This window comes from Flavobacterium endoglycinae (assembly GCF_017352115.1).
Classification (GTDB): Bacteria; Bacteroidota; Bacteroidia; order Flavobacteriales; family Flavobacteriaceae; genus Flavobacterium; species Flavobacterium endoglycinae.
This window is the reverse complement of record NZ_CP071448.1, coordinates 817,201-837,815: the sequence shown is the minus strand read 5'-3', so window position 1 is coordinate 837,815 and position 20,615 is coordinate 817,201. Positions and strand designations below refer to the sequence as shown.

Sequence of the window (20,615 nt, the reverse complement as noted above, 5' to 3'; positions counted from 1 at the left end):
GAAGGCACAAAAGATGTTTTCAGATTTTAATTAAATGTTGCGAAATTGCCATGTCTTTAAGCTTTCCTTAACTATATCAGTTAGTTACGCAAATTGTTACCTCTTTGGTTTACGAAATCGATTTAATTTTGTTAACATAAAGCTATAGCCTTCATCAAATATTAAAATATTTTGTACATTGGTCGCATAAAATTATCATATTCATAAAATGGAACAACAAATACCATATATTCCTAAAAATAAAGTAAGAATTGTTACTGCTGCTTCGCTTTTTGACGGACATGACGCTGCCATCAATATTATGCGTCGTATCATACAATCTACGGGCGTTGAAGTGATTCACTTAGGCCACGACAGAAGTGTTGAAGAAGTAGTAAATACCGCCATTCAAGAAGATGCCAATGCAATTGCCATGACTTCTTACCAAGGCGGACACAACGAATACTTTAAATATATGTATGATTTGCTTCGCGAAAAAGGAGCAGGACACATTAAAATCTTCGGAGGCGGCGGCGGCGTTATTCTGCCAAGCGAAATCGAAGAATTACATGAATATGGTATCACCAGAATTTATTCTCCAGATGACGGCCGTTCTTTAGGACTTCAAGGAATGATTAATGATTTGGTGCAGCGTGCCGATTTCCCTATTGGAGATCAATTAAACGGAGAAATCGATCATATCGAAAATAAAGTTCCAACGGCAATTGCTCGTTTGATTTCGGCAGCAGAAAACTTTCCAGAAATTGCAAAACCAGTTTTTGATAAAATTCACGATAGCAACACTACTTCTAAAATTCCAGTTTTAGGAATTACAGGAACGGGCGGTGCCGGAAAATCTTCTTTGGTAGACGAATTGGTTCGTCGCTTTTTAATTGACTTTCCAGAAAAAACAATTGGATTGGTTTCTGTCGATCCTTCGAAAAGAAAAACAGGAGGTGCACTTTTAGGAGACAGAATCCGTATGAATGCGATTAACAATCCTCGAGTATATATGCGTTCGCTGGCGACACGTCAGTCGAATTTGGCTTTATCTAAATATGTAGCCGAAGCGATTCAGGTTTTGAAAGCCGCAAAATACGATTTGATTATTTTGGAAACTTCCGGAATCGGACAGTCTGATACCGAAATTATGGATCATTCAGACGTTTCTTTATATGTAATGACACCAGAATTTGGAGCGGCAACGCAATTGGAGAAAATCGACATGCTTGATTTTGCTGATTTAGTGGCTTTAAACAAATTTGATAAACGCGGGGCTTTAGATGCTTTACGCGATGTAAAAAAACAATACCAGCGCAACCACAATCTTTGGGATAAAAATCCAGATGAAATGCCAGTTTTCGGAACCATTGCTTCGCAGTTCAACGATCCGGGAATGAACACGCTTTATAAAGCGATCATGGATAAAGTAGCCGAAAAAACCGATTCTGACTTGAAATCGACTTTTGAGATTACTAAAGAAATGAGCGAAAAGATATTCGTAATTCCGCCGGGAAGAACACGTTATTTATCTGAAATTGCTGAGAATAATAGAAATTATGATGAGACTGCAATTGCACAGCAAAAAGTAGCTCAGAAATTATACGGAATCTTTAAAACGATAGAATCGGTTTCTGGAAAAATTCCGCAGATTACAAAAGCAGGAATCGATGACAATAGTGTCATCCAGAGCGGAGTCGAAGGACTTGACGAAAACAGAATCTTTTTAAATCTTTTACTAAATCAATTTGATAAAGTAAAAATGGATTTAGATCCGTACAATTGGGAAATTATTCTGAATTGGGCTGATAAAGTAGCGAAATATAAAAATCCAGTTTACAGCTTTAAGGTTCGTGATAAAGAGATTAAAATCGCGACACATTCTGAAAGTTTATCTCATTTGCAAATTCCGAAAATTGCTTTGCCTAAATATGAAGGTTGGGGCGATATTCTGCGTTGGAATTTACAGGAAAATGTTCCTGGAGAATTTCCTTTCGCGTCTGGATTGTATCCGTTTAAACGTGAAGGCGAAGACCCGTCGAGAATGTTTGCGGGCGAGGGAGGACCAGAGAGAACCAACAAACGTTTTCACTATGTAAGTGCGGGAATGCCTGCAAAACGACTTTCTACAGCTTTTGACAGTGTGACTTTGTACGGAAACGATCCAGATTTACGTCCGGATATTTACGGGAAAATCGGAAATGCGGGAGTTTCAATCTGTTGTTTAGATGATGCTAAAAAACTATATTCAGGTTTCGATTTGGTTCATGCGTTGACTTCGGTAAGTATGACGATCAACGGACCTGCGCCAATGCTTTTAGGTTTTTTTATGAATGCCGCAATCGATCAGCAATGTGAGATTTACATTAAAGAAAAGGATTTAGAAAAAGAAGTTGAAGCGAAAATCAACAAATTATATAAAGAAAAAGGAATCGAAAGACCGAAGTACCAAGGTGAACTTCCAGCAGGAAACAACGGTTTGGGATTAATGCTATTGGGCGTTACGGGAGATCAGGTTTTACCTTTGGAGGTTTATAACGAAATAAAAGTAAAAACCTTAGCTCAAGTTCGTGGAACGGTTCAGGCCGATATTTTAAAAGAAGATCAAGCACAAAATACTTGTATTTTCTCAACTGAATTTGCGTTGCGATTAATGGGAGACGTTCAGGAATATTTTATTACCAAAAACGTTCGTAATTTCTATTCGGTTTCGATTTCAGGATATCATATTGCCGAGGCGGGAGCCAATCCAATTACGCAATTGGCATTTACGCTTTCAAATGGTTTCACTTACGTGGAATATTATTTGAGCCGAGGAATGAATATCAACGATTTTGGACCAAACTTATCGTTCTTCTTCTCAAACGGAGTAGATCCAGAATATTCGGTTATTGGTCGTGTGGCGCGTAAGATTTGGGCAAAAGCCATGAAATTGAAATACGGAGCCAACGAAAGGGCACAAATGTTGAAATACCATATTCAGACTTCTGGACGTTCGTTACACGCACAGGAAATTGATTTCAACGATATTAGAACGACTTTACAAGCTTTGTATGCCATTTACGACAACTGTAATTCATTGCACACGAATGCTTACGACGAAGCGATTACCACACCAACAGAAGAGTCTGTACGTCGTGCGATGGCGATTCAGCTGATTATTAATAAAGAATTAGGTTTGGCGAAAAACGAAAACCCAATTCAAGGTTCGTTCATCATCGAAGAATTAACCGATTTAGTTGAAGAAGCTGTTCTACAAGAATTCGACCGAATCACAGAAAGAGGCGGAGTTCTAGGCGCAATGGAAACGATGTATCAGCGTTCTAAAATTCAGGAAGAAAGTTTGTATTACGAAACCTTAAAACACAACGGAGATTTCCCAATTGTGGGTGTAAATACATTTCTGAGTTCAAAAGGATCGCCAACGGTAATTCCGGCTGAGGTAATTCGTGCCACAGAAGAAGAAAAACAATACCAGATTACGATGCTGGACAACCTGCATAATTTTCACGAAGCAAAAGTAAACGAGCATTTAAGCCAGTTACAAGAAGCCGCAATTAAAAACGAAAACTTATTCGATTATTTAATGGAAGCTACAAAAGTTTGTTCGTTAGGTCAGATTACTTCGGCTTTGTTTGAGGTTGGTGGGCAGTATAGAAGGAATATGTAATTTTTGTACGTATAGATTTATGGAAAAACCTCTCATGTAAATGGGAGGTTTTTTTGTTAGAAATTATGTAAAATTGAGGAAAACCGTAAATTATTCGGTAATTTATTTTATTAATTTGATGTAAAAACATTAACCCAAAAAGACTGAAATGTAAAAATATTATTATGTTTGAAGAACATTGAAATTTTAAAACAAAAAAATAATAATACTAACCAATTAAAAAACTCAAAAAATAAATGTCAACATTAACCATAAAACTAAATGAAGAATACAAAATAAAGATTGAAAATGGAAATGATTTCTATGAATCAATATTTGAAAATGTGTATGTAAACGCTGCTAATAATGTAATTGAAATTATTAAACAATCTGAAATAAAAAGTGAATATGACGATTTCAATAATATTATAGCTTTTACAGGTGAACGTGGAAAAGGCAAATCATCTTCCATGATTTCTTTTAGAAATGCATTAATTAATAGTAGAAGTCATGAGCATATTGATTTTTTTAACAAGAAAAATGTTTCAAATAAAACTTTTGAAATATTAAAAGATAAAACATTTGCTGAAATCGATATTATTGACCCATCACGTTTTAGAAATAGCGAAGCACTATTTGAAATTGTTTTGGCTAAAATGTTTTCAAAGTTTCAAAAGGAAATGAAAAGTAATAATTCAAGTCTTCAAGATGAAAGCCGAAGAAGCTTAATCAAACTATTTTATAATGTTTTTGACAATTTACATATTATCAAATCTGATAGAAAAGAACTTTATGAACTGGAAACTATTGAAGCATTAAGTAAACTAGCAACAAGCAGTAACTTGAGAGAATACTTTAAAGATTTAGTTCAGCAATATTTAAAAGATTTTGAAAAGAAAGATTTTTTAGTCATTGCCATAGATGATTTTGATTTAAATATTTCAGGTGCATATGAAATGCTTGAAGATATTCGTCAATTTTTAATTCAAAATAAGATTATTATTTTAATAGCTTGTAAAATAGAACAATTAAGTGATGCTTTGGAATTACATTTTTCTAATTTTCATTTAAAAGAAGATGTAAATAAGAATAAAAATAGGGCTGTAAGATATTTAGATAAATTAATTCCTTTTAATCGAAGAATTATTCTCCCTCAAATAGACTTAATAAAAAAATTAAATCTTGTCATTAGAAACGAGGATAATATAATTTTTGATAATAGCCATTCTGATGTAATAGAATGTCTCACTGAAATGTTCTATAAAAATAAGGAAATATTAATAACAAAAAGTTATATAAAATCTAATTCTATCTTTCCTAAAACAATAAGAGAAACTCAGTCTGTTTTCAATTTACTTCAAACAAAAAATCAATACGAACAATTAAGAAAGTTCATTTTAGATGAAATATATAAAAAGGATATTTATAATGAAATTTTCTTTGAGTTAGATAACTGCAGTGATTTAATTTTCAATCTTCTTCTAATCAAAAAGATTAATGATGTTTTGGTTTCACCGAGAGGTTTACGTGACAGAGAAGAAGTTTTTAGACTGTCAAGAAGTAAAATTCCAGAAAATATTTCAACAGGAGATGTAATATATTGTATACATGAACTAGAAAATTTTACTCCTATTGATAATATTTATAATTTAGAATTTATTGATTATTTAAAATTGTACTATATAATTAGATTGTACTGTATAAATCCTAATTTAAAAGAATTAGAATTTTTGAAATATGGTTTTTATAATGGTAAATTGAAAATTATATCGGAAGAATCAGGTAACAAATCAAGAGAGATTGTTAGGTTTGATACACCTATCATATTAGATAGATTAAATGTAGAAGAAAGATTTATTATTAGTGCGTTTATGTTTCAATTAGGAGACGGAGAAAATTATAGAAACGATTTTGATCAAGAATTGTTTGTGCCAGGATTTAAGAAAGGAATACTATCTCCATATTCAATTTTTAGTAATTTAAAAAATGTTGATGAACTTTCTGAAATTTTTAAATATGATGTTAAGAATGAATTTGTTTTAGAGAATTTAAAATGGTTTGAAAACTCTAAGTTTATAAGCCAACTATTTAATCCTTATTTTAGTATTAGCCTTTTTTCAGAACTTAATAAGTTTAGAAAAAAGGAAATAAAAGAAACTCTACCAAAAAAATATATTGATGTCGTTTGTCTACTTTTTGTTTATGGTATTCTTAATTCTTTACATAACATTGAAGAGAAGCATAATGTTAAGGGAATAACCAAAGATTATCTTAAATTTCCAATTATTTCAGCTTTAGTTAAATATTTTATGAAAAATCCTGAAAATTTGAAATATAAGAAAGTAAAAGAATTAAATGAGATGTATCTATCCTATATTAATATTGAAGACTCCTATGTGATTTCAAAATTTTTAACAGATGAAATTGATAAAATATATGAAAATTCTTATGATGACAAAGCTAATAACAATAGGCTTGAAAAAGAAGAGATTATTAGTAAGAAATTAAAAACTTTGAGTAGTAGGATTAATAAAAATCCAAAATATAAAGTAGTAACATTGTCAACTATTATAAATGAAATTAAGGCAATTGATGAATTTCATCCGATTGTTGAGGAATTAAATCTGTTTAAAAATAAGATTAATAACTCAACCGAAGATACAATTAAAGAAATTAAAGATGATTTAAAAATATACTTAAAGGAAAAAATTAATGGACAATCTTCGTAAGTCTATTCGTCTTTTATTTACAAATTATTGTTCGGATAAAATTTTGAAGCTGAAAAATGAAGAACAATACATTTGTAAACAAAATTTTTTAGAAAATGGGTTTCATTCGTTTTCTAATTATTCATTGGATGAAATTAGTAACGTTTTTGTTAAACTTGAAAATGACTGGTTTTTGATAAATGATAAAACTAAAAGTAAATCAGTTTTCAATATACTTACACATTTTAATTCTAAAATATTAGTAGAAGAAAACTTGGAGCCTTTTGTAGTTTTTGAACATTTATTGAAATGGAGAGATTTGTCTTATTATGTAGGTGAAGATTTACTAACATGTTCCCATTTTGCATATTCAGATACTATTTCACAACGAGAACGAGATTTTTTTTCGTGGAGACCGACTTCATTTTCAAATAATAAGCAATTAAGGATATTATTAAAAAAAGGAATTGCGGAAAATCATTTTCATTTAAAAGGATCTGGTCCTGTTTTCGATTTAAGCTGGATTAATATAATGAATAACGTAAATAAATTCGAAAATGAATTTACAAATCTAGAAGCAGAAATATCACTTTTTACAAAAATTTCAAATTCATCTGAAACATCAAGAAAATCATTAAAAATCTTAGTTTATAAAGCTGCTTATATTAGGTTAAAACTTTTCAATTTTTTAAATAATATTGATCAATATGTTGAGGATGATAAAAATAAAGAATTTAAAATTGATTTATCGAAAGATTCTAATCCAACAGATTCTCATGATTTAGTTATAAAATTAAATGAGCTTAATAGGGAAATCAGTCTTAATAAAAAAGATTGTGGACATCGGTTTAAACATTTTAAGAGTATTGAAGTTATTGATTATGCTATTCCTAAAAATATTCACAAACAAAATTTAGAGAATTCATACATTTTTTATGGGGAACGTAAATTTCTTTACGATTGTTTTAAAAAGATTTTCAATAAAGAAAGTGATTTTAAAAAATTCCATTATTTGTTTCATAGTTATTTATTAATTAAAGCACAATTTAGAGCCGAATTAATTCAGATAAATGACAAAGTTGGATTTGGAAATTTTTCAAAGTATCAAGACAGGAAAGAATTTTTTTTATCGGATAAATCCATATATCACACGGCATTTGTAAATTTAGCAGTACATGATACATTAATTCATAGTAAAATAAAATCCTTTGAGGTACGAATAGCACCTAAAGAGAGTTATATTGACTTAACTAAGAGTATAAAATCATATAATACTGTCTTAACTAAGAATGCTATTGAATCAGAAAAAGAGTTTAGTCCTGATTTCAATAATTTAAATATTGTTTCAACACAACAGCATTTTTATACTATACATTATATAAAAAAAGAAGACAAGTTTAAAAACTCTACTATCTCAAGTTATGTTACCTGCAGACACTTCAAGCTGCGTAAGGAAATAAAAAAGCAATCTATTGCAATACGTAACTTACGTGAAAGTAATCAACAATATTCTGAATTAATTCGTGGAATTGATGCTGCATCAAGCGAGTTTGCTGCTTCACCTGAAGTTTTTGCCCAGGGCTTTAGGTATTTGAAAAACCACAACTTAAAAGGAACTTTAAATCATTTAAAAGAAAAAATAAGTGAGCATAAAATGTCTGCGACATATCATGCAGGTGAAGATTTTTATGATGTGGTAGATGGTTTGCGAGCAATTGATGAATGTGTACTATTTTTAAATTTAAACCAAGGAGATAGAATTGGTCATGCTTTGGCGCTTGGAGTTGATGTTAAGGAATATTATGAATTTAAAAAGTATAAGTTAATGTTACCAAAACAAACCGTATTAGATAATACAGTTTGGTTGTTGGCAAAGATTAGAAAGTATGGAATTTCAATTTGTAGAAATGAGGTTAATAGATTAGAAAGACTCTATGAAGTTTTATTTTATGAATTGTATCAGCAGAATTTTGATAATGATAGTAGTTTTAAGAAAAAATATTTTCATCAAACAATATACTTTGATTCATGGAAATTAAGAGGAGATGATCCTTATCTTTATCTTGATAATTTAGAGGAAGAAGTTTATAATAAAATAAATTTGACTTATTGGGAAAGATGCCGAATAAATGAAATTCCGTCAATAGTTAAAAACGTTAGAAGTAATGTTGATGTGAAATTTTTGTATCAACAATATCATTTTAATTCAGATATTAAAAAACAAGGTAAAATGATTAAACAGCTTGAAATTAGTCATGATTACATTTTACTAGTAGAGGCAGTTCAAAAAAGTATGATGCATGCTATCGCAAGTTTGAATATTGGAATAGAATGTAATCCAACATCAAATTATTTAATTGGAACATTTAAAAGATATGCTAAACACCCGATAACTAAATTTTTTAATTTAGGTTTAGAGATGGACCATAGTGTAGTAAAAGATTGTCCACAGCTTTCAGTTTCAATAAATACAGATGATCAAGGTATTTTTTCTACTTCATTGGAAAATGAATATGCATTAATGGCTATTGCTTTAGAAAAAGAAAAAGACGAATTTGGAAAACCGAAATATAATTCCAAAATGATTTCTGACTGGTTGGATAAAGTTAGACAAATGGGAATAGAGCAGAGTTTTAAAGAATCTTAAATTACAATTAAAAAGCAGTTCACGAAGAACTGCTTTTTTAACTATTATTCTCTAACAATCTCCCCAGCAAACCCCAAGAACTCCATTTCATCCAAAGGAAAAATAGAAAGAACCGTTTCCAGAACCAAACCCACATTTATAGAATCAGATCTTTTCTTTTCGACGTTATGCATATCGTGTTCTAGCGCTAGAATACAGAGTTTTAATAGATCGGTAATAAGACAGCCGAGTTCGAAATAATTTAAAACTTTGATTTGGGCGATTTGTTTTTGTGAATTGTCTTCGGCTGGTTTTAGCGTTGTGAAATACAAAGCAGTTAATTCTTTTAGACGATTTAGGTTTTTAGTTTCGTTAGTTTCCATAATTTTTGTTTTTATTGGCTTATAAGTTAATGTGTTTACAATTTGACTTTTATAGAATAATTATAAGAAAAATTGTACTTTTGTTTGACTCGGCGAAGAAAGAAATAGATTTTGCTGTAGCAAATCAAATTTTTGTGTTTGGTACAGGAATAAATATGTTTTTTACATTTCGCGAGTTGTTATACTTAATTATTATCTTTGAATTATGAGCACACTAACAAAACCAAATCATATAGGGCGAAAAATAAGCCGTATTCGTGAACTTCGAGATATGAAGCAGGAAGCTTTGGCGCAGGCTTTGGGAACAAACCAACAAGCGATTTCTATTTTAGAAAATAGCGAAACGATAGATGAAGATAAACTTATCGCAATTGCAAAAGCACTTGGTGTAACAGCAGAAGCAATTAAAAACTTTTCAGAAGAAGGCGTGATTAACTATTTCAATACTTTTAACGAATCAGGAAATAATACTTTTGGAGACTATAATTCTTGCACTTTCAATCCATTAGATAAATTAATGGAATCTGTAGAAGAAAATAAAAAGCTTTACGAGCGTTTGCTTCAATCAGAAAAAGATAAAATTGAATATTTGGAGAAATTACTAAAAGAGAGATAACGAGTATTTTACAAGCATAGAAAAACTTTTCAGAAATGAAAGGTTTTTATTTTTAAAGAAAGTTAAAGAATAAATTTACCCATAGTTTTCTCCTTTCGTCGAAATGACAATATTGTGGTTCTATAAAAAGTTCCAATGGAAAACATATTGTAAATATGGATTTTAATCCATCATAAAAATCATGAACATAAAAAAAGCAGTTCTTGGTAGGAGAACTGCTTTAATCGTTTTTTGTGGGGGCAAAAAAAGGTGGTTTAACGACGAAATCCTGGACTATAGTTCACAGATTCGTCTAACTTAACTGTTTTTACCCTCTTGGCAGCAACTTTAATTTCGTGTTTAGCAACTTTTTCGTTTGCTTTTACTTCCAAAACGTAAGTTCCAGCAGGAAAACCTTCTAGACTAATTGTTTTAGAGATTTCTAATTTGTTTGCTGCAGACTCGCCCGCATAAAGTAAATTGTGATTTTCGTCAAAGATAGAGAATGATGCATTTTCTACTGTGTCTAAAGTAAAGCTAACTACTTTTCCTTTTCCAGTTTTAATGTTTAAAATGTAGTCTCCATTTCCATCAATGGCATAAGTAAATACTGTTGCTAAAAAAAAGGCCGCAACCAAACCTGCTTTGGTAAATTTTGTCATGTTTTTTTTGAAATTAATTATTAATATTACTAAATGTGGAACGTTATAAAACTACAAATAGAAATTTAATTTTTTGCAAAAATAATATCTTTTTTGATACTTAAAATGCTGAATTAAAACTCTTTCGACGTTTTATTTACGCTATGTACGTAAATAAAGGGCTTACGGATTATTTTTTTTGAAATTTTTAATGGTGTAGAAATCAAGGGAATACATTTATTAAGAATAATTTTTCAAAAAAAATAAAAATGCATTTTTTGCTTCAGTAAAATGTAAAAAAAAACAGCTCAATAACCACAAAGAGCTGTTTCTAAAACAATCACGTTTTTAACTTTACTAACTATCTAACCTTGTTTTATACTTATGAGAAGTATAACTTTTTTAGCGTACTGCTACGCTTGTATTTTTAGCAGAAACTCCTGCTTTGTACACTGATGATATTGCTTTTGAAGATAAAACAGTATTTGTATCAGTAATTTTAATTTCGTGTTTTACTTTTTTTACGTTGTCTTCAACTTCTAAGAAGTAAGTTCCTTCTGGAAATTCTTCAAGGCTGAATGTTCGTAAAATTCCATCTTTACCTGAAGCAGTTTCAGAATAAATTAGAGAACCGTCTTTATCATAAATCGCCACATTTGCTTTTTGCACTCTGTTGATTGCAAAAGTGATTAGCTTTCCGTTAGCTTTTATAACGTGAAGATTAAAATCTCCATTTCCATCAATTGCATACGTACTTCCTGTAAAAAGTACTGCACATACTAAACTCAATTTTAAAATCTTTTTCATAGTTCTTAGTTTTTAAATTATTAGTTTAATTCTCTGATGTAAAATTACTACAAGAAGGCATGTTTTTTAGTTGCTCTATTTTCCAATTTCGATGCTGTATTCTCATTTACGAAACCGTTATAGGTTAAAATTTAAATTATTTTTATCGTTTTTGTTAATTCGGCTATTTTTTTTCAACGTTTTTGCAAAATAATAATTTTACGTTGAACTAACTTTTGGGTAATACATTGCGAGTAAAAATTAGGGCTTTGTAAACTTGGTTTTACCAAAAAGTAAAGAGCAAAAAAAAACAGCTCAATAACCACAAAGAGCTGTTTTTAAAACTTACGTTTTTAAACTTTACTAACTATCTAACCTCATTTTATACTGTATGAACAAGTATAAGTTTTTAGCGTTTCCGCTATATTTTTACAGAAAATCTGTTATTATTTTTGTAATGCTTTTGGCGACAATACTGTTGCCGAAGCAGTAACTGTGATTTCGTGTCTTGATTTTTTAAAATTGTCTTGAATTTCTAAAAAGTAAGTTCCGGTTGGAAATTCTTCAAGACTGAAAGTTCTTAAAATACCTTCTTTGCCAGAAGCATTTTCAGAATAAATTAAATTATTGTCTTTGTCATAAATGCTAATGCTTGCTTTTTGAACTTGGTTCATGGCAAACGTGATCATTTTTCCATTTGTTTTCAATACATGAAGGTTAAAACTATTTCCTCCGTCAATTGCATACGTACTTAAACCTGAAAGGAGCACTGCCGCTACTAAACTTAATTTTAAACTCTTTTTCATAACTATTTGTTTTTGTTGTGTTGTTGTGTCTAATTCTCTGATGTAAAATTACTTTAGTTATCCTTGTTTTTTATCAACTCTATTTTCCAATTTCTATGCTATATTCTCATTTACGAAACCGTTATAGGTTAAAATTTGAATTATATTTATCGTTTTCGTTAATTCGGTTATTATTTTTCAACGTTTCGGCAATATGTAGGTTTTGTACTTGCTAATAAAAAATAGAATATCACAGTTTTTTTCAACCGCTTTTAACCGCAAAGTGCGCAATGAAAAAAACACAAAGTTCGCAAAAGCTTTATATATAAACTTTGCGAACTTTGTGTAAAATCTTTGGTGTCTTAGGTTCAAAAAGGAAAAGTATAGAGCAAAAAAAACAGCTCAATAACCACAAAGAGCTGTTTCTAAAACTTACGTTTTTAAACTTTACTAACTATCTAACCTTATTTTATACTTATGAGAAGTATAACTTTTTAAGCGCAAGGATAACGCTTGTATGGTATAGCAGAAAATCTGCTTATTTCATTCTTAAAGAGCTTTTGCAGATAAAACAGTGCTCTCGTCAGTAATGGTGATTTCGTGTCTTGATTTTTTAGAATTATCTTGAATTTCTAAAAAGTAAGTTCCAGCTGGAAATTCTTCTAAACTGAAAGTTCTTAAAATACCTTCTTTACCAGAAGCAATTTCAGAATAGATTAAGCTTCCGTATTGGTCATATATACTAATATTTGCTTTTTGAACTTGGTTCATTGCAAACGTTATTTTTTTTCCGTCATTCTTTAATACGTGTAAATTAAAAGCATTACCACCATCAATTGCATATGTACTTACAGTTGTTAAAAGTACTGCTGCTACTAAACTTAATTTTAAAATCGTTTTCATATTCACTTATGTTTAAATTCTTAGTTCATTTCTCTGATGTAAAATTACTTCGGAAGTTCAATTTAAAACACAACTCTATTTTCCTATTTATGTGCTATATTCTCATTTACGAAACCGTTATAGGTTAAAATTTGAATTATTTTAGGTGTTTTTGTTAATTACGGTATAATTTTTCAACGTTTTTACGAAAACGATATTTTTTGAAAATTTCTATATTTCCTACAAAAATGTGAGATTGGTATAAATTCATTTTATAAAATGCGATATGTTAAAAAAAAATGGGATAAAAATATCAGTCAGAGAAAAAATGGTTGTTTTGATTGTTAATTTTAAGCTGTAATTTTTAAATTTTGATGAAAAATTCTCATTTGCGAAACCGTTATAGGTTAAAGATTGCGTTTTTTTAGATGTTTTTGTTAAATTTGCTATTATTATCTAAAGATATTTATCATGAAAACAATTGCCCCAGCTCTTGAAGTGATAACTAACTCATACGGAAGTTCTTTTACCTACACCAAACACGCCGAAAAGACCAATAGTAAAGCTCATTTATGGCATTATCATCCAGAGATTGAGTTGGTGTATATAAATGGCGGGGCAGGAAAAAGACAAATAGGAAGCCACGTTTCCTATTATACAAATGGTAGTTTGATTCTGATAGGCTCTAATTTACCGCACTGCGGTTTTACAAATGAACAAACGGGAAATATAAATGAAACCGTTATTCACATTAAACCTGAATTTTTAGGAAATGGTTTTTTTGATGTTCCTGAAATGAGAAAGATTCAAAATATTTTGAGTCAGGCCAAAGGCGGAATTGCTTTTGGAGGAGATACAAAAAAAAGAATAGGAGATAAGATTGAAATGATGGAAACCCAGCAGCCATTTGAGCGCCTGCTGACACTTTTAAGTATTTTAGATGAATTAGATTCTTCTGAAGAATACACCATGCTCAATGCCGATGGTTTTACGATGGAACTTCAAACACAGGATAACGACCGTATGAATGTAGTCTTTAATTATGTAAAAGATAATTTTCAGCAGTCTATTGCCATCGATGAGGTTTCAAATTTGGTAAGCATGACCACGCCATCATTTTGTCGTTATTTTAAAAAGATTTCCAATAAAACCTTTACTGAGTTTGTAAACGAATACCGTTTGGTGCACGCTTCAAAACTTCTGGCCGAGAAACCAATGAGTATTAACGAAGTTTGTTATGAAAGCGGATTTAATAATTTCAGCCACTTTAGTAAATCTTTCAAGCAATATACAGGTAAAAGTGCTTCGCAGTACCGCCTTGAACATAAGATAATTATTCAATAGTTATTGATTGTATTGTTATAAAAATTATATTTACTCCTTATTATTTTAAAAACGTAACAAGATAATAAGGAGCAAAATATAACCTAACAAAAAACCAAGAACTAAATGAATTTATTCAGAAAACCTCTTGTCTTCCTGTTTTTAGGATTGGCATTATTTAGCTGTAATAAAAAAGAAACAGCATTTTCAGACCCTTTACTTACCAATCGCGATACGACTGTTAATCCAGCAGATGATTTCTTTACGTATGCAAATGGCGGCTGGTTCAAAAAAAATCCAATTCCCGGCACCGAAAGCAGTAATGGTATCATGAAAATTGTCATGGATACCATTAACAAGCAAATCAAAAACATTTGCGAAAAATCAGCAGAAGAAAACGCTCCTAAAGGAAGCAACAAACAAAAAATTGGTGATTTTTATGCTACAGGTATGGATACTCTTGCAATTGAAAAAGCAGGTTTAACTCCTTTAAACGCCGAATTCCAAAAGATTAATGACATAAAAGATGTTCCCGAACTGGTAAATGTAATTGCACATTTGCAGACAATTGGCGCCAATCCGGCATTTTCATTTTATGTTTCCCAAGATGATAAAATAAGCAGTAAATATGCATTGTTCTTCAATCAGGGCGGACTTGGGATGAAACAAAGAGATTATTATCTTGATAATGATAAGCGTAATGTTGCCATCCGTGCAGAATATCTGAAACATCTTAAAGCTATGATGCAATTTACAGGCGAAGAGGATGCTGCGGCTTCAAAAAATGCCGATGTAATTATGAAGCTTGAAACGGAATTGGCAAAATCTTCAAGAAAATTGGAAGATTTGAGAGATCCTTTGAAAAACTATAATAAACTTAGCGTTGATAAATTCAATACCTTAACTTCTAATATTGACTGGAAAAAAGTCCTGCCAGTTTTAGGTATTGCAAAAGCGGATTCTGTTATCGTGGGTCAGCCTGAGTTTTTTAAAGCTCTTAATGAAACTTTAAAAACATATAGTATAAACGACTGGAAAACCTATCTAAAATGGAATTTGATAAATGCATATGCTGAATATCTTCCTAAAAAATTCGAAAAACAGGATTTTAAATTTTTCCGTACCGTTTTAATGGGCGTAACAGCTCAAAAACCACGCTGGGAAAGGATAGTTTCGCACACAGATGATTACTTAGGCGATTTAATTGGTCAAGTATATGTTGCCGAATATATGCCAAAAGGGGTAAAAGAAAAACTGCAGGAAGTAGGAAACAATATTCGTGATGTATTTGCAGACCACATTAAAAAGCTGGACTGGATGAGCGAACCTACCAAGAAAAAAGCATTATACAAGTTGAGTAAAATTGTAATGAAGCTGGGATATCCTGATAAATGGAAAGACATGAGCCAGCTTTCGATTGACAGAACTTCGTTTTGTGGTAATGTTTTAAAAGCGAATAACTGGGCTTACAAACATATGATTAATAAATACGGAAAACCTGTTGATAAAAACGAATGGGGAATGCAGCCTCATACTTATAATGCATATTATAGTCCGAGTAACAACGAAATTGTGATTCCCGCTTGTAATATAATAGTTCCAGGATATGAAGGACGTATGCCGGATGATGCTATTATATATGGTATAATTGGAGGTTCGTTTTTTGGACATGAAATCACACACGGCTTTGACGATCAAGGAAGTCAGTACGACGAAAAAGGAAATTTAAATAATTGGTGGACAGCAGAAGATTTGAAAAAGTTTAAAGCCAAAACAAAATTAATTGTTTCTCAATATAGTAAGTATTCTATTTCAGGTAAAAATGTAAACGGCGATGCTACCCAAGGTGAAAACATTGCTGATTTAGGTGGAGTAGTAATGGGATACGAAGCTTTTCAGAAAACAAAACAGTTTAAAGAAAATGAAAAAATAAACGGATTAACTCCAGATCAGCGTTATTTTCTAGCATATGCTTATTCGTGGATGATTAACCGACGTGACGAAGCGAAAATTAATCAAATCATGACTGATGTTCATGCTCCAGAACAATTTAGAGTTAACGGACCCATGAGCAATATTCCGCAGTTCTATAAAGCATTTAACGTAAAAGAAAACAATAAAATTTATTTGCCTGATAGCCTTAGAGTGTCAATCTGGTAGGCTGCATAGCAAAATCATAATTATAAAAACCATCAAATCTTTTTGATGGTTTTTTTAATGGAAATTACGACAGAAAAGCAAGTCGGATTTTTCAGATAGTTTATTGAGAAAAAGACCTATATTTACAATCCTTAATCGAAAAACTATCAAAATGAAAAACCTTAAAATTTTAGTATTTGCAGTTTTGCTTTTCGCTTCGTCAATGTCCTATGCGGCAAAAGTAGACACTTTACAAATTGCAAGTACGGCTATGGGAAAAACCTATAAAGCGGCTGTCGTGCTGCCAAATACCTATGCCAAAAGTAAAACCGCTTTTCCAGTGATGTATTTATTACATGGAGCTTACGGACATTTTAGTGACTGGTTAAAAAATACTCCAAATAAAAAATTGGTTCAAAGCTTATCAGATCAATATAACTTGATTATCGTAATGCCAGAAGGTGAAACATTCAGCTTTTATCTGGATAGTCCTGTAAATAAAGAAAGTCAGTTTGAAACTTTCATTACACAGGAAGTAATTCAAAAAGTAGATCAGACCTATAAAACCATTAGCAATCGAACAGGACGTGTTATAACAGGACTTTCAATGGGCGGACATGGTGCTTTGTATCTTTCAACCCGACATCCAGATTTATTCTGTGCTGCAGGAAGTATGAGTGGCGCTGTAGATATGGGAGCAATGCTTAACAGAGATTCTTCGGCTCAGGTGGTAAAATTAATGCAGCCCGTTTTTGGCGATAAAAGCGGCAGTACCGAAATGTACGAACAGCATGCTGTTTTAGGAATGCTGGATAAAATAAAAGCCAACAAACTTCCTTTGATTATTGACTGCGGTGTTGATGATTTCTTGATAGAGCCAAACAGAGAATTGCACAGAAGAATGGTTTACAATAAAATTGAACACGATTATACCGAACGTCCAGGCGCACATACATGGGAATATTGGGAAAATTCTTTACCATATCACGTATTATTTTTCAGCAAAATTCTGCTTAAAAACCAAACGGTTACAAAAAAGTAAGAAAAAATAGCCGATTTTAAGACTTAACATTTTTTTTGGTTTGATTTTTGGAATACCTTTATAATACAAACCTTAAAAAATAATTATTATGAAAAAGATACTTACCTTATTTGCAGTTATTGGATTAGTTGCATTCTCAAGTTGCGAAGGACCAGAAGGGCCTCCGGGACAAGATGGAATAGGAGCTCAAGCATTTGAAATTTTGAATACAAATTTTTCGTATAATGCTAATGACGGTTATTTTATATCTGGAACTTTTCAAAGTAAAGTTGGGGGTGATTTATTTGATGATGAAACAGTTTTGATTTATAGATTGAAAGGAACAATAAATTCTCAAACTCCAATTTGGCAATTAATTCCAACTACACTTTATTTTGATAATGGAGATGAAATAACGTATGATTATGATTTTAGTAAAAAAGATTTTCAAATTTATGTAGGAGCAAATTATAATCTAGCAGAAACTCCTAGTTATATAAATAGCCAATCTTTTCGTATTGTTATAATTCCTTCTGCTTTAGCTTCAACAATAAATAAAAATAGTCTTACTGATGTAATGAAGGCTGCAAAATTAAGCGAGAGCCAAGTCCAAAAAATTAAACTTTAATATTTTGGATATATAAGTAATAAAAAAAGGGAATCGAAAGATTCCCTTTTTTTATTACTTATATATTTCTAAAACTTATTCTTCAGTAGAATCTGAATCCGTAAGTTCTTTTTCTTCTCCAAATTTTAAAGAAACTAGAATTCCAACTAAAAGAGAAAGAGCAATAAATCCTAAAGAAGCCCATTCTGGTACGTGAATCCAATCGTGTAAAAGCATTTTTAAACCAACAAATGCTAAAATAGCGACTAAGCTGTATTCTAAATAACTGAATTTTGCTAACATATTGGCTAAGAAAAAATACATAGAACGCAATCCAAGAATAGCAAAAATATTAGAACTAAATACTAAAAACGGATCTGAAGTAATGGCTAAAATAGCAGGAACACTATCGACTGCAAAAAGGACATCCATAACTTCAATTACAATCAAAGCAACAAATAATGAAGTTGCCGCTTTTTTTCCTTTTTCGGTTCTAATGAAAAATTTCTCGCCGTCAGTCTCTGAAGTAATTGGTATAATTTTTCCTAAAGCCTTATATATAAAAGAATCTTTTGGGTGAAAATCCTCATCTTCTCCAGAAAACAGCATTTTTACAGCGGTAAATAACAAGAACGCACCAAATAAATAAGTCGTCCATGTAAATTTATTAATCAGCATTACCCCAAAGAAAATCATTAATCCGCGAAAAATAACAGCTCCTAGAATTCCCCAGAATAAAACACGGTGCTGGTATTTCTGTGGAATTTTGAACGAAGCAAAAATAATAGCAATAACAAAGATATTGTCAACACTTAACGAAAGCTCGATCAAATATCCAGTAATGAATTTCATAGAAGCCACTGCCGGTTTTAACTGATCTGGATTTTCGATATAATCGGTCGTATACAACCAGTATATAACACCTGAGAAAATAAAGGATAAAGTTACCCAGATTAAAGTCCATTTACTGGCTTCTTTAGTGCTGATGATATGTGGGGTTTTATTAAAAACTCCCAAATCCAAAGCAAGGATAAAAACAACTGCCAGTAAAAACAAAGTCCAGACTATCATAATGATTTTTTTAAATGATTTACAAAGATAACTTTTGATGTTTAAATTAAAAATTAATTAGTACGAAAGGTACTTTTAAAATTTTTGGTTTTTGTTGGTAGTTGATGGTTGATGGTTGATGGTTGATTGTTGGTGGTTGGTAGTTGGTAGTTGATGGTTGACGGTTGTGAATTCTTAGTTCTTAATTTTTAATTTTTAATTCTTAAGATAGATGTCCTTATAGTTTCTAATAAAAAATGCCTGCAGTTTTTGCAGGCATTTTTACAATATATGGTAAGCTTTAAATTATAGAGCTGATTTAACAGTTTTGATAATTCTAGCAGCAATTTTGTATGGGTCTCCGTTTGAAGCTGGTCTTCTGTCTTCTAACCAACCTTTCCAACCTTTTTGAACAGTCATTAAAGGAATTCTGATAGAACATCCTCTGTCTGAAACTCCATAAGAGAAATCATTGATAGAAGCAGTTTCGTGTTTACCAGTTAAACGCTGTTCATTGTAAGCTCCGTAAACTGCGATATGCTCTTTAGTAACAGGACGGAAAGCTTCACAGATTTTCTCGTAAGTTTCTTGAGAACCACAAGTTCTAAGAACTGAGTTAGAGAAGTTAGCGTGCATTCCAGAACCATTCCAGTCAGTATCTCCTAGAGGTTTTGGGTGATATTCAATATAGTAACCATATTTCTCAGTTAAACGGTCTAATAGGTAACGAGCAACCCAGATTTCATCTCCAGCTTTTTTAGCTCCTTTAGCGAATAATTGGAATTCCCATTGTCCACAAGCAACCTCTTGGTTGATTCCTTCAAAGTTAATTCCTGCGGCGATACATAAATCAGCGTGTTCTTCAACTAATTTTCTACCGTGAGTGTTTTTTCCACCTACTGAACAGTAGTACATCCCTTGTGGAGCAGGGTATCCTCCAACTGGGAAACCAAGTGGAAGTTGAGTTTTAGTATCCATGATGAAATACTCTTGTTCGAAACCAAACCAAAAATCATCATCTTCATCATCAATTGTAGCTCTTCCGTTAGAAGGGTGTGGTGTTCCGTCTGCATACATAACTTCAGACATTACTAACCATCCGTTGATACGAGTTGGATCAGGATAAATTGCAACAGGAACTAAAAGACAGTCAGAAGAACCACCTTCAGCTTGTTTAGTTGACGAACCATCAAATGACCAATTTCCAAGTTCTTCTAATGTTCCTTTGAAATTTTCGTGCTCTTCAACTTTAGTTTTACTTCTAAGATTTTGAGTTGGTTCGTATCCGTCTAACCAAATGTACTCTAACTTAATTTTAGCCATAATAATATAAATTTATTTTTTTTGTTTTTTCGCTGGGTCAAATATAGATTTATTTTTTTAGTCCTAAAAATTAGGGGGCTATTTTGTTTTGGCGAGTGTGATTTTTTGGAGAAGCGCA

Annotated in this window: 15 protein-coding genes; 8 read left to right on the top strand and 7 right to left on the bottom strand. The window is 31.4% G+C overall.

Annotation, left to right across the window (positions count from 1 at the left end; translation table 11 throughout):
• Positions 1 to 208: 208 nt before the first annotated feature.
• The 3 genes from J0383_RS03665 to J0383_RS03655 all read left to right on the top strand — a co-directional run bounded on the left by J0383_RS03665 (position 209) and on the right by J0383_RS03655 (position 8,983).
• Entirely contained in the window at positions 209 to 3,649 is a 3,441-nt protein-coding gene (locus J0383_RS03665; RefSeq protein WP_207297096.1) for a methylmalonyl-CoA mutase family protein, read from the top strand.
• Positions 3,650 to 3,885: 236 nt separating this feature from the next.
• Positions 3,886 to 6,357, top strand: a complete 2,472-nt coding sequence (locus J0383_RS03660; protein WP_207297095.1) for a hypothetical protein — start codon at positions 3,886 to 3,888, stop codon at positions 6,355 to 6,357.
• Positions 6,341 to 8,983: a hypothetical protein gene (locus J0383_RS03655; protein ID WP_207297094.1), complete on the top strand. Its 2,643-nt coding sequence runs from the start codon at positions 6,341 to 6,343 to the stop codon at positions 8,981 to 8,983. The genes J0383_RS03660 and J0383_RS03655 overlap by 17 nt, the downstream gene beginning before the upstream one ends.
• A 44-nt stretch (positions 8,984 to 9,027) precedes the next feature.
• Here the strand turns inward: J0383_RS03655 and J0383_RS03650 are convergent, their stop codons facing one another.
• The gene (locus J0383_RS03650; RefSeq protein ID WP_207297093.1) at positions 9,028 to 9,345 is read right to left on the bottom strand and encodes a hypothetical protein; all 318 of its coding nucleotides are present in this window, start codon (positions 9,343 to 9,345) and stop codon (positions 9,028 to 9,030) included.
• A gap of 205 nt (positions 9,346 to 9,550) precedes the next feature.
• Between J0383_RS03650 and J0383_RS03645 the strand changes: the two genes are divergently transcribed.
• Complete coding sequence (locus J0383_RS03645; protein WP_207297092.1) at positions 9,551 to 9,961, top strand: helix-turn-helix domain-containing protein; 411 nt, start codon at positions 9,551 to 9,553, stop codon at positions 9,959 to 9,961.
• A gap of 254 nt (positions 9,962 to 10,215) precedes the next feature.
• Here J0383_RS03645 and J0383_RS03640 read toward each other — a convergent pair whose 3' ends face one another.
• From J0383_RS03640 to J0383_RS03625, 4 genes are all read right to left on the bottom strand, one after another.
• Positions 10,216 to 10,602, bottom strand: a complete 387-nt coding sequence (locus J0383_RS03640; RefSeq protein WP_207297091.1) for a secretion protein — start codon at positions 10,600 to 10,602, stop codon at positions 10,216 to 10,218.
• 381 nt (positions 10,603 to 10,983) lie between these two features.
• A complete protein-coding gene (locus tag J0383_RS03635; protein WP_207297090.1) occupies positions 10,984 to 11,388 on the bottom strand; it encodes a DUF3244 domain-containing protein in 405 nt (134 codons plus the stop codon).
• Between the two features lie 425 nt (positions 11,389 to 11,813).
• Positions 11,814 to 12,173: a DUF3244 domain-containing protein gene (locus J0383_RS03630; protein ID WP_207297089.1), complete on the bottom strand. Its 360-nt coding sequence runs from the start codon at positions 12,171 to 12,173 to the stop codon at positions 11,814 to 11,816.
• A gap of 528 nt (positions 12,174 to 12,701) precedes the next feature.
• On the bottom strand, positions 12,702 to 13,055 hold the full coding sequence (locus J0383_RS03625; RefSeq protein ID WP_207297088.1) for a T9SS type A sorting domain-containing protein: 354 nt from the start codon (positions 13,053 to 13,055) through the stop codon (positions 12,702 to 12,704).
• A 450-nt stretch (positions 13,056 to 13,505) separates the two neighbouring features.
• Between J0383_RS03625 and J0383_RS03620 the strand changes: the two genes are divergently transcribed.
• The 4 genes from J0383_RS03620 to J0383_RS03605 all read left to right on the top strand — a co-directional run bounded on the left by J0383_RS03620 (position 13,506) and on the right by J0383_RS03605 (position 18,145).
• Positions 13,506 to 14,378: an AraC family transcriptional regulator gene (locus J0383_RS03620; protein ID WP_207297087.1), complete on the top strand. Its 873-nt coding sequence runs from the start codon at positions 13,506 to 13,508 to the stop codon at positions 14,376 to 14,378.
• 105 nt (positions 14,379 to 14,483) lie between these two features.
• Complete coding sequence (locus J0383_RS03615; protein WP_207297086.1) at positions 14,484 to 16,517, top strand: M13 family metallopeptidase; 2,034 nt, start codon at positions 14,484 to 14,486, stop codon at positions 16,515 to 16,517.
• 151 nt (positions 16,518 to 16,668) lie between these two features.
• Positions 16,669 to 17,538, top strand: coding sequence for an alpha/beta hydrolase (locus J0383_RS03610; protein ID WP_207297085.1), 870 nt, complete (start codon positions 16,669 to 16,671; stop codon positions 17,536 to 17,538).
• Positions 17,539 to 17,626: 88 nt separating this feature from the next.
• Positions 17,627 to 18,145 carry a hypothetical protein gene (locus J0383_RS03605; protein WP_207297084.1) on the top strand — a complete coding sequence of 173 codons (519 nt, stop codon included), beginning with the start codon at positions 17,627 to 17,629 and terminating at the stop codon, positions 18,143 to 18,145.
• 75 nt (positions 18,146 to 18,220) lie between these two features.
• Here J0383_RS03605 and J0383_RS03600 read toward each other — a convergent pair whose 3' ends face one another.
• Complete coding sequence (locus tag J0383_RS03600) at positions 18,221 to 19,195, bottom strand: TerC family protein (protein WP_207297083.1); 975 nt, start codon at positions 19,193 to 19,195, stop codon at positions 18,221 to 18,223.
• 285 nt (positions 19,196 to 19,480) lie between these two features.
• Positions 19,481 to 20,497 carry a glutamine synthetase beta-grasp domain-containing protein gene (locus J0383_RS03595; protein ID WP_132990016.1) on the bottom strand — a complete coding sequence of 339 codons (1,017 nt, stop codon included), beginning with the start codon at positions 20,495 to 20,497 and terminating at the stop codon, positions 19,481 to 19,483.
• Positions 20,498 to 20,615 lie beyond the last annotated feature (118 nt).

Bases quoted from the DNA above. Each gene is read 5' to 3' on its own strand.
- J0383_RS03620 (WP_207297087.1), top strand. From the start codon at position 13,506: ATGAAAACAATTGCCCCAGCTCTTGAAGTGATAACTAACTCATACGGA.
- J0383_RS03650 (WP_207297093.1), bottom strand. From the start codon at position 9,345: ATGGAAACTAACGAAACTAAAAACCTAAATCGTCTAAAAGAATTAACT.
- J0383_RS03640 (WP_207297091.1), bottom strand. From the start codon at position 10,602: ATGACAAAATTTACCAAAGCAGGTTTGGTTGCGGCCTTTTTTTTAGCA.
- J0383_RS03655 (WP_207297094.1), top strand. From the start codon at position 6,341: ATGGACAATCTTCGTAAGTCTATTCGTCTTTTATTTACAAATTATTGT.
- J0383_RS03645 (WP_207297092.1), top strand. From the start codon at position 9,551: ATGAGCACACTAACAAAACCAAATCATATAGGGCGAAAAATAAGCCGT.
- J0383_RS03600 (WP_207297083.1), bottom strand. From the start codon at position 19,195: ATGATAGTCTGGACTTTGTTTTTACTGGCAGTTGTTTTTATCCTTGCT.
- J0383_RS03665 (WP_207297096.1), top strand. From the start codon at position 209: ATGGAACAACAAATACCATATATTCCTAAAAATAAAGTAAGAATTGTT.
- J0383_RS03635 (WP_207297090.1), bottom strand. From the start codon at position 11,388: ATGAAAAAGATTTTAAAATTGAGTTTAGTATGTGCAGTACTTTTTACA.
- J0383_RS03625 (WP_207297088.1), bottom strand. From the start codon at position 13,055: ATGAAAACGATTTTAAAATTAAGTTTAGTAGCAGCAGTACTTTTAACA.
- J0383_RS03615 (WP_207297086.1), top strand. From the start codon at position 14,484: ATGAATTTATTCAGAAAACCTCTTGTCTTCCTGTTTTTAGGATTGGCA.
- J0383_RS03605 (WP_207297084.1), top strand. From the start codon at position 17,627: ATGAAAAAGATACTTACCTTATTTGCAGTTATTGGATTAGTTGCATTC.
- J0383_RS03610 (WP_207297085.1), top strand. From the start codon at position 16,669: ATGAAAAACCTTAAAATTTTAGTATTTGCAGTTTTGCTTTTCGCTTCG.
- J0383_RS03595 (WP_132990016.1), bottom strand. From the start codon at position 20,497: ATGGCTAAAATTAAGTTAGAGTACATTTGGTTAGACGGATACGAACCA.
- J0383_RS03630 (WP_207297089.1), bottom strand. From the start codon at position 12,173: ATGAAAAAGAGTTTAAAATTAAGTTTAGTAGCGGCAGTGCTCCTTTCA.
- J0383_RS03660 (WP_207297095.1), top strand. From the start codon at position 3,886: ATGTCAACATTAACCATAAAACTAAATGAAGAATACAAAATAAAGATT.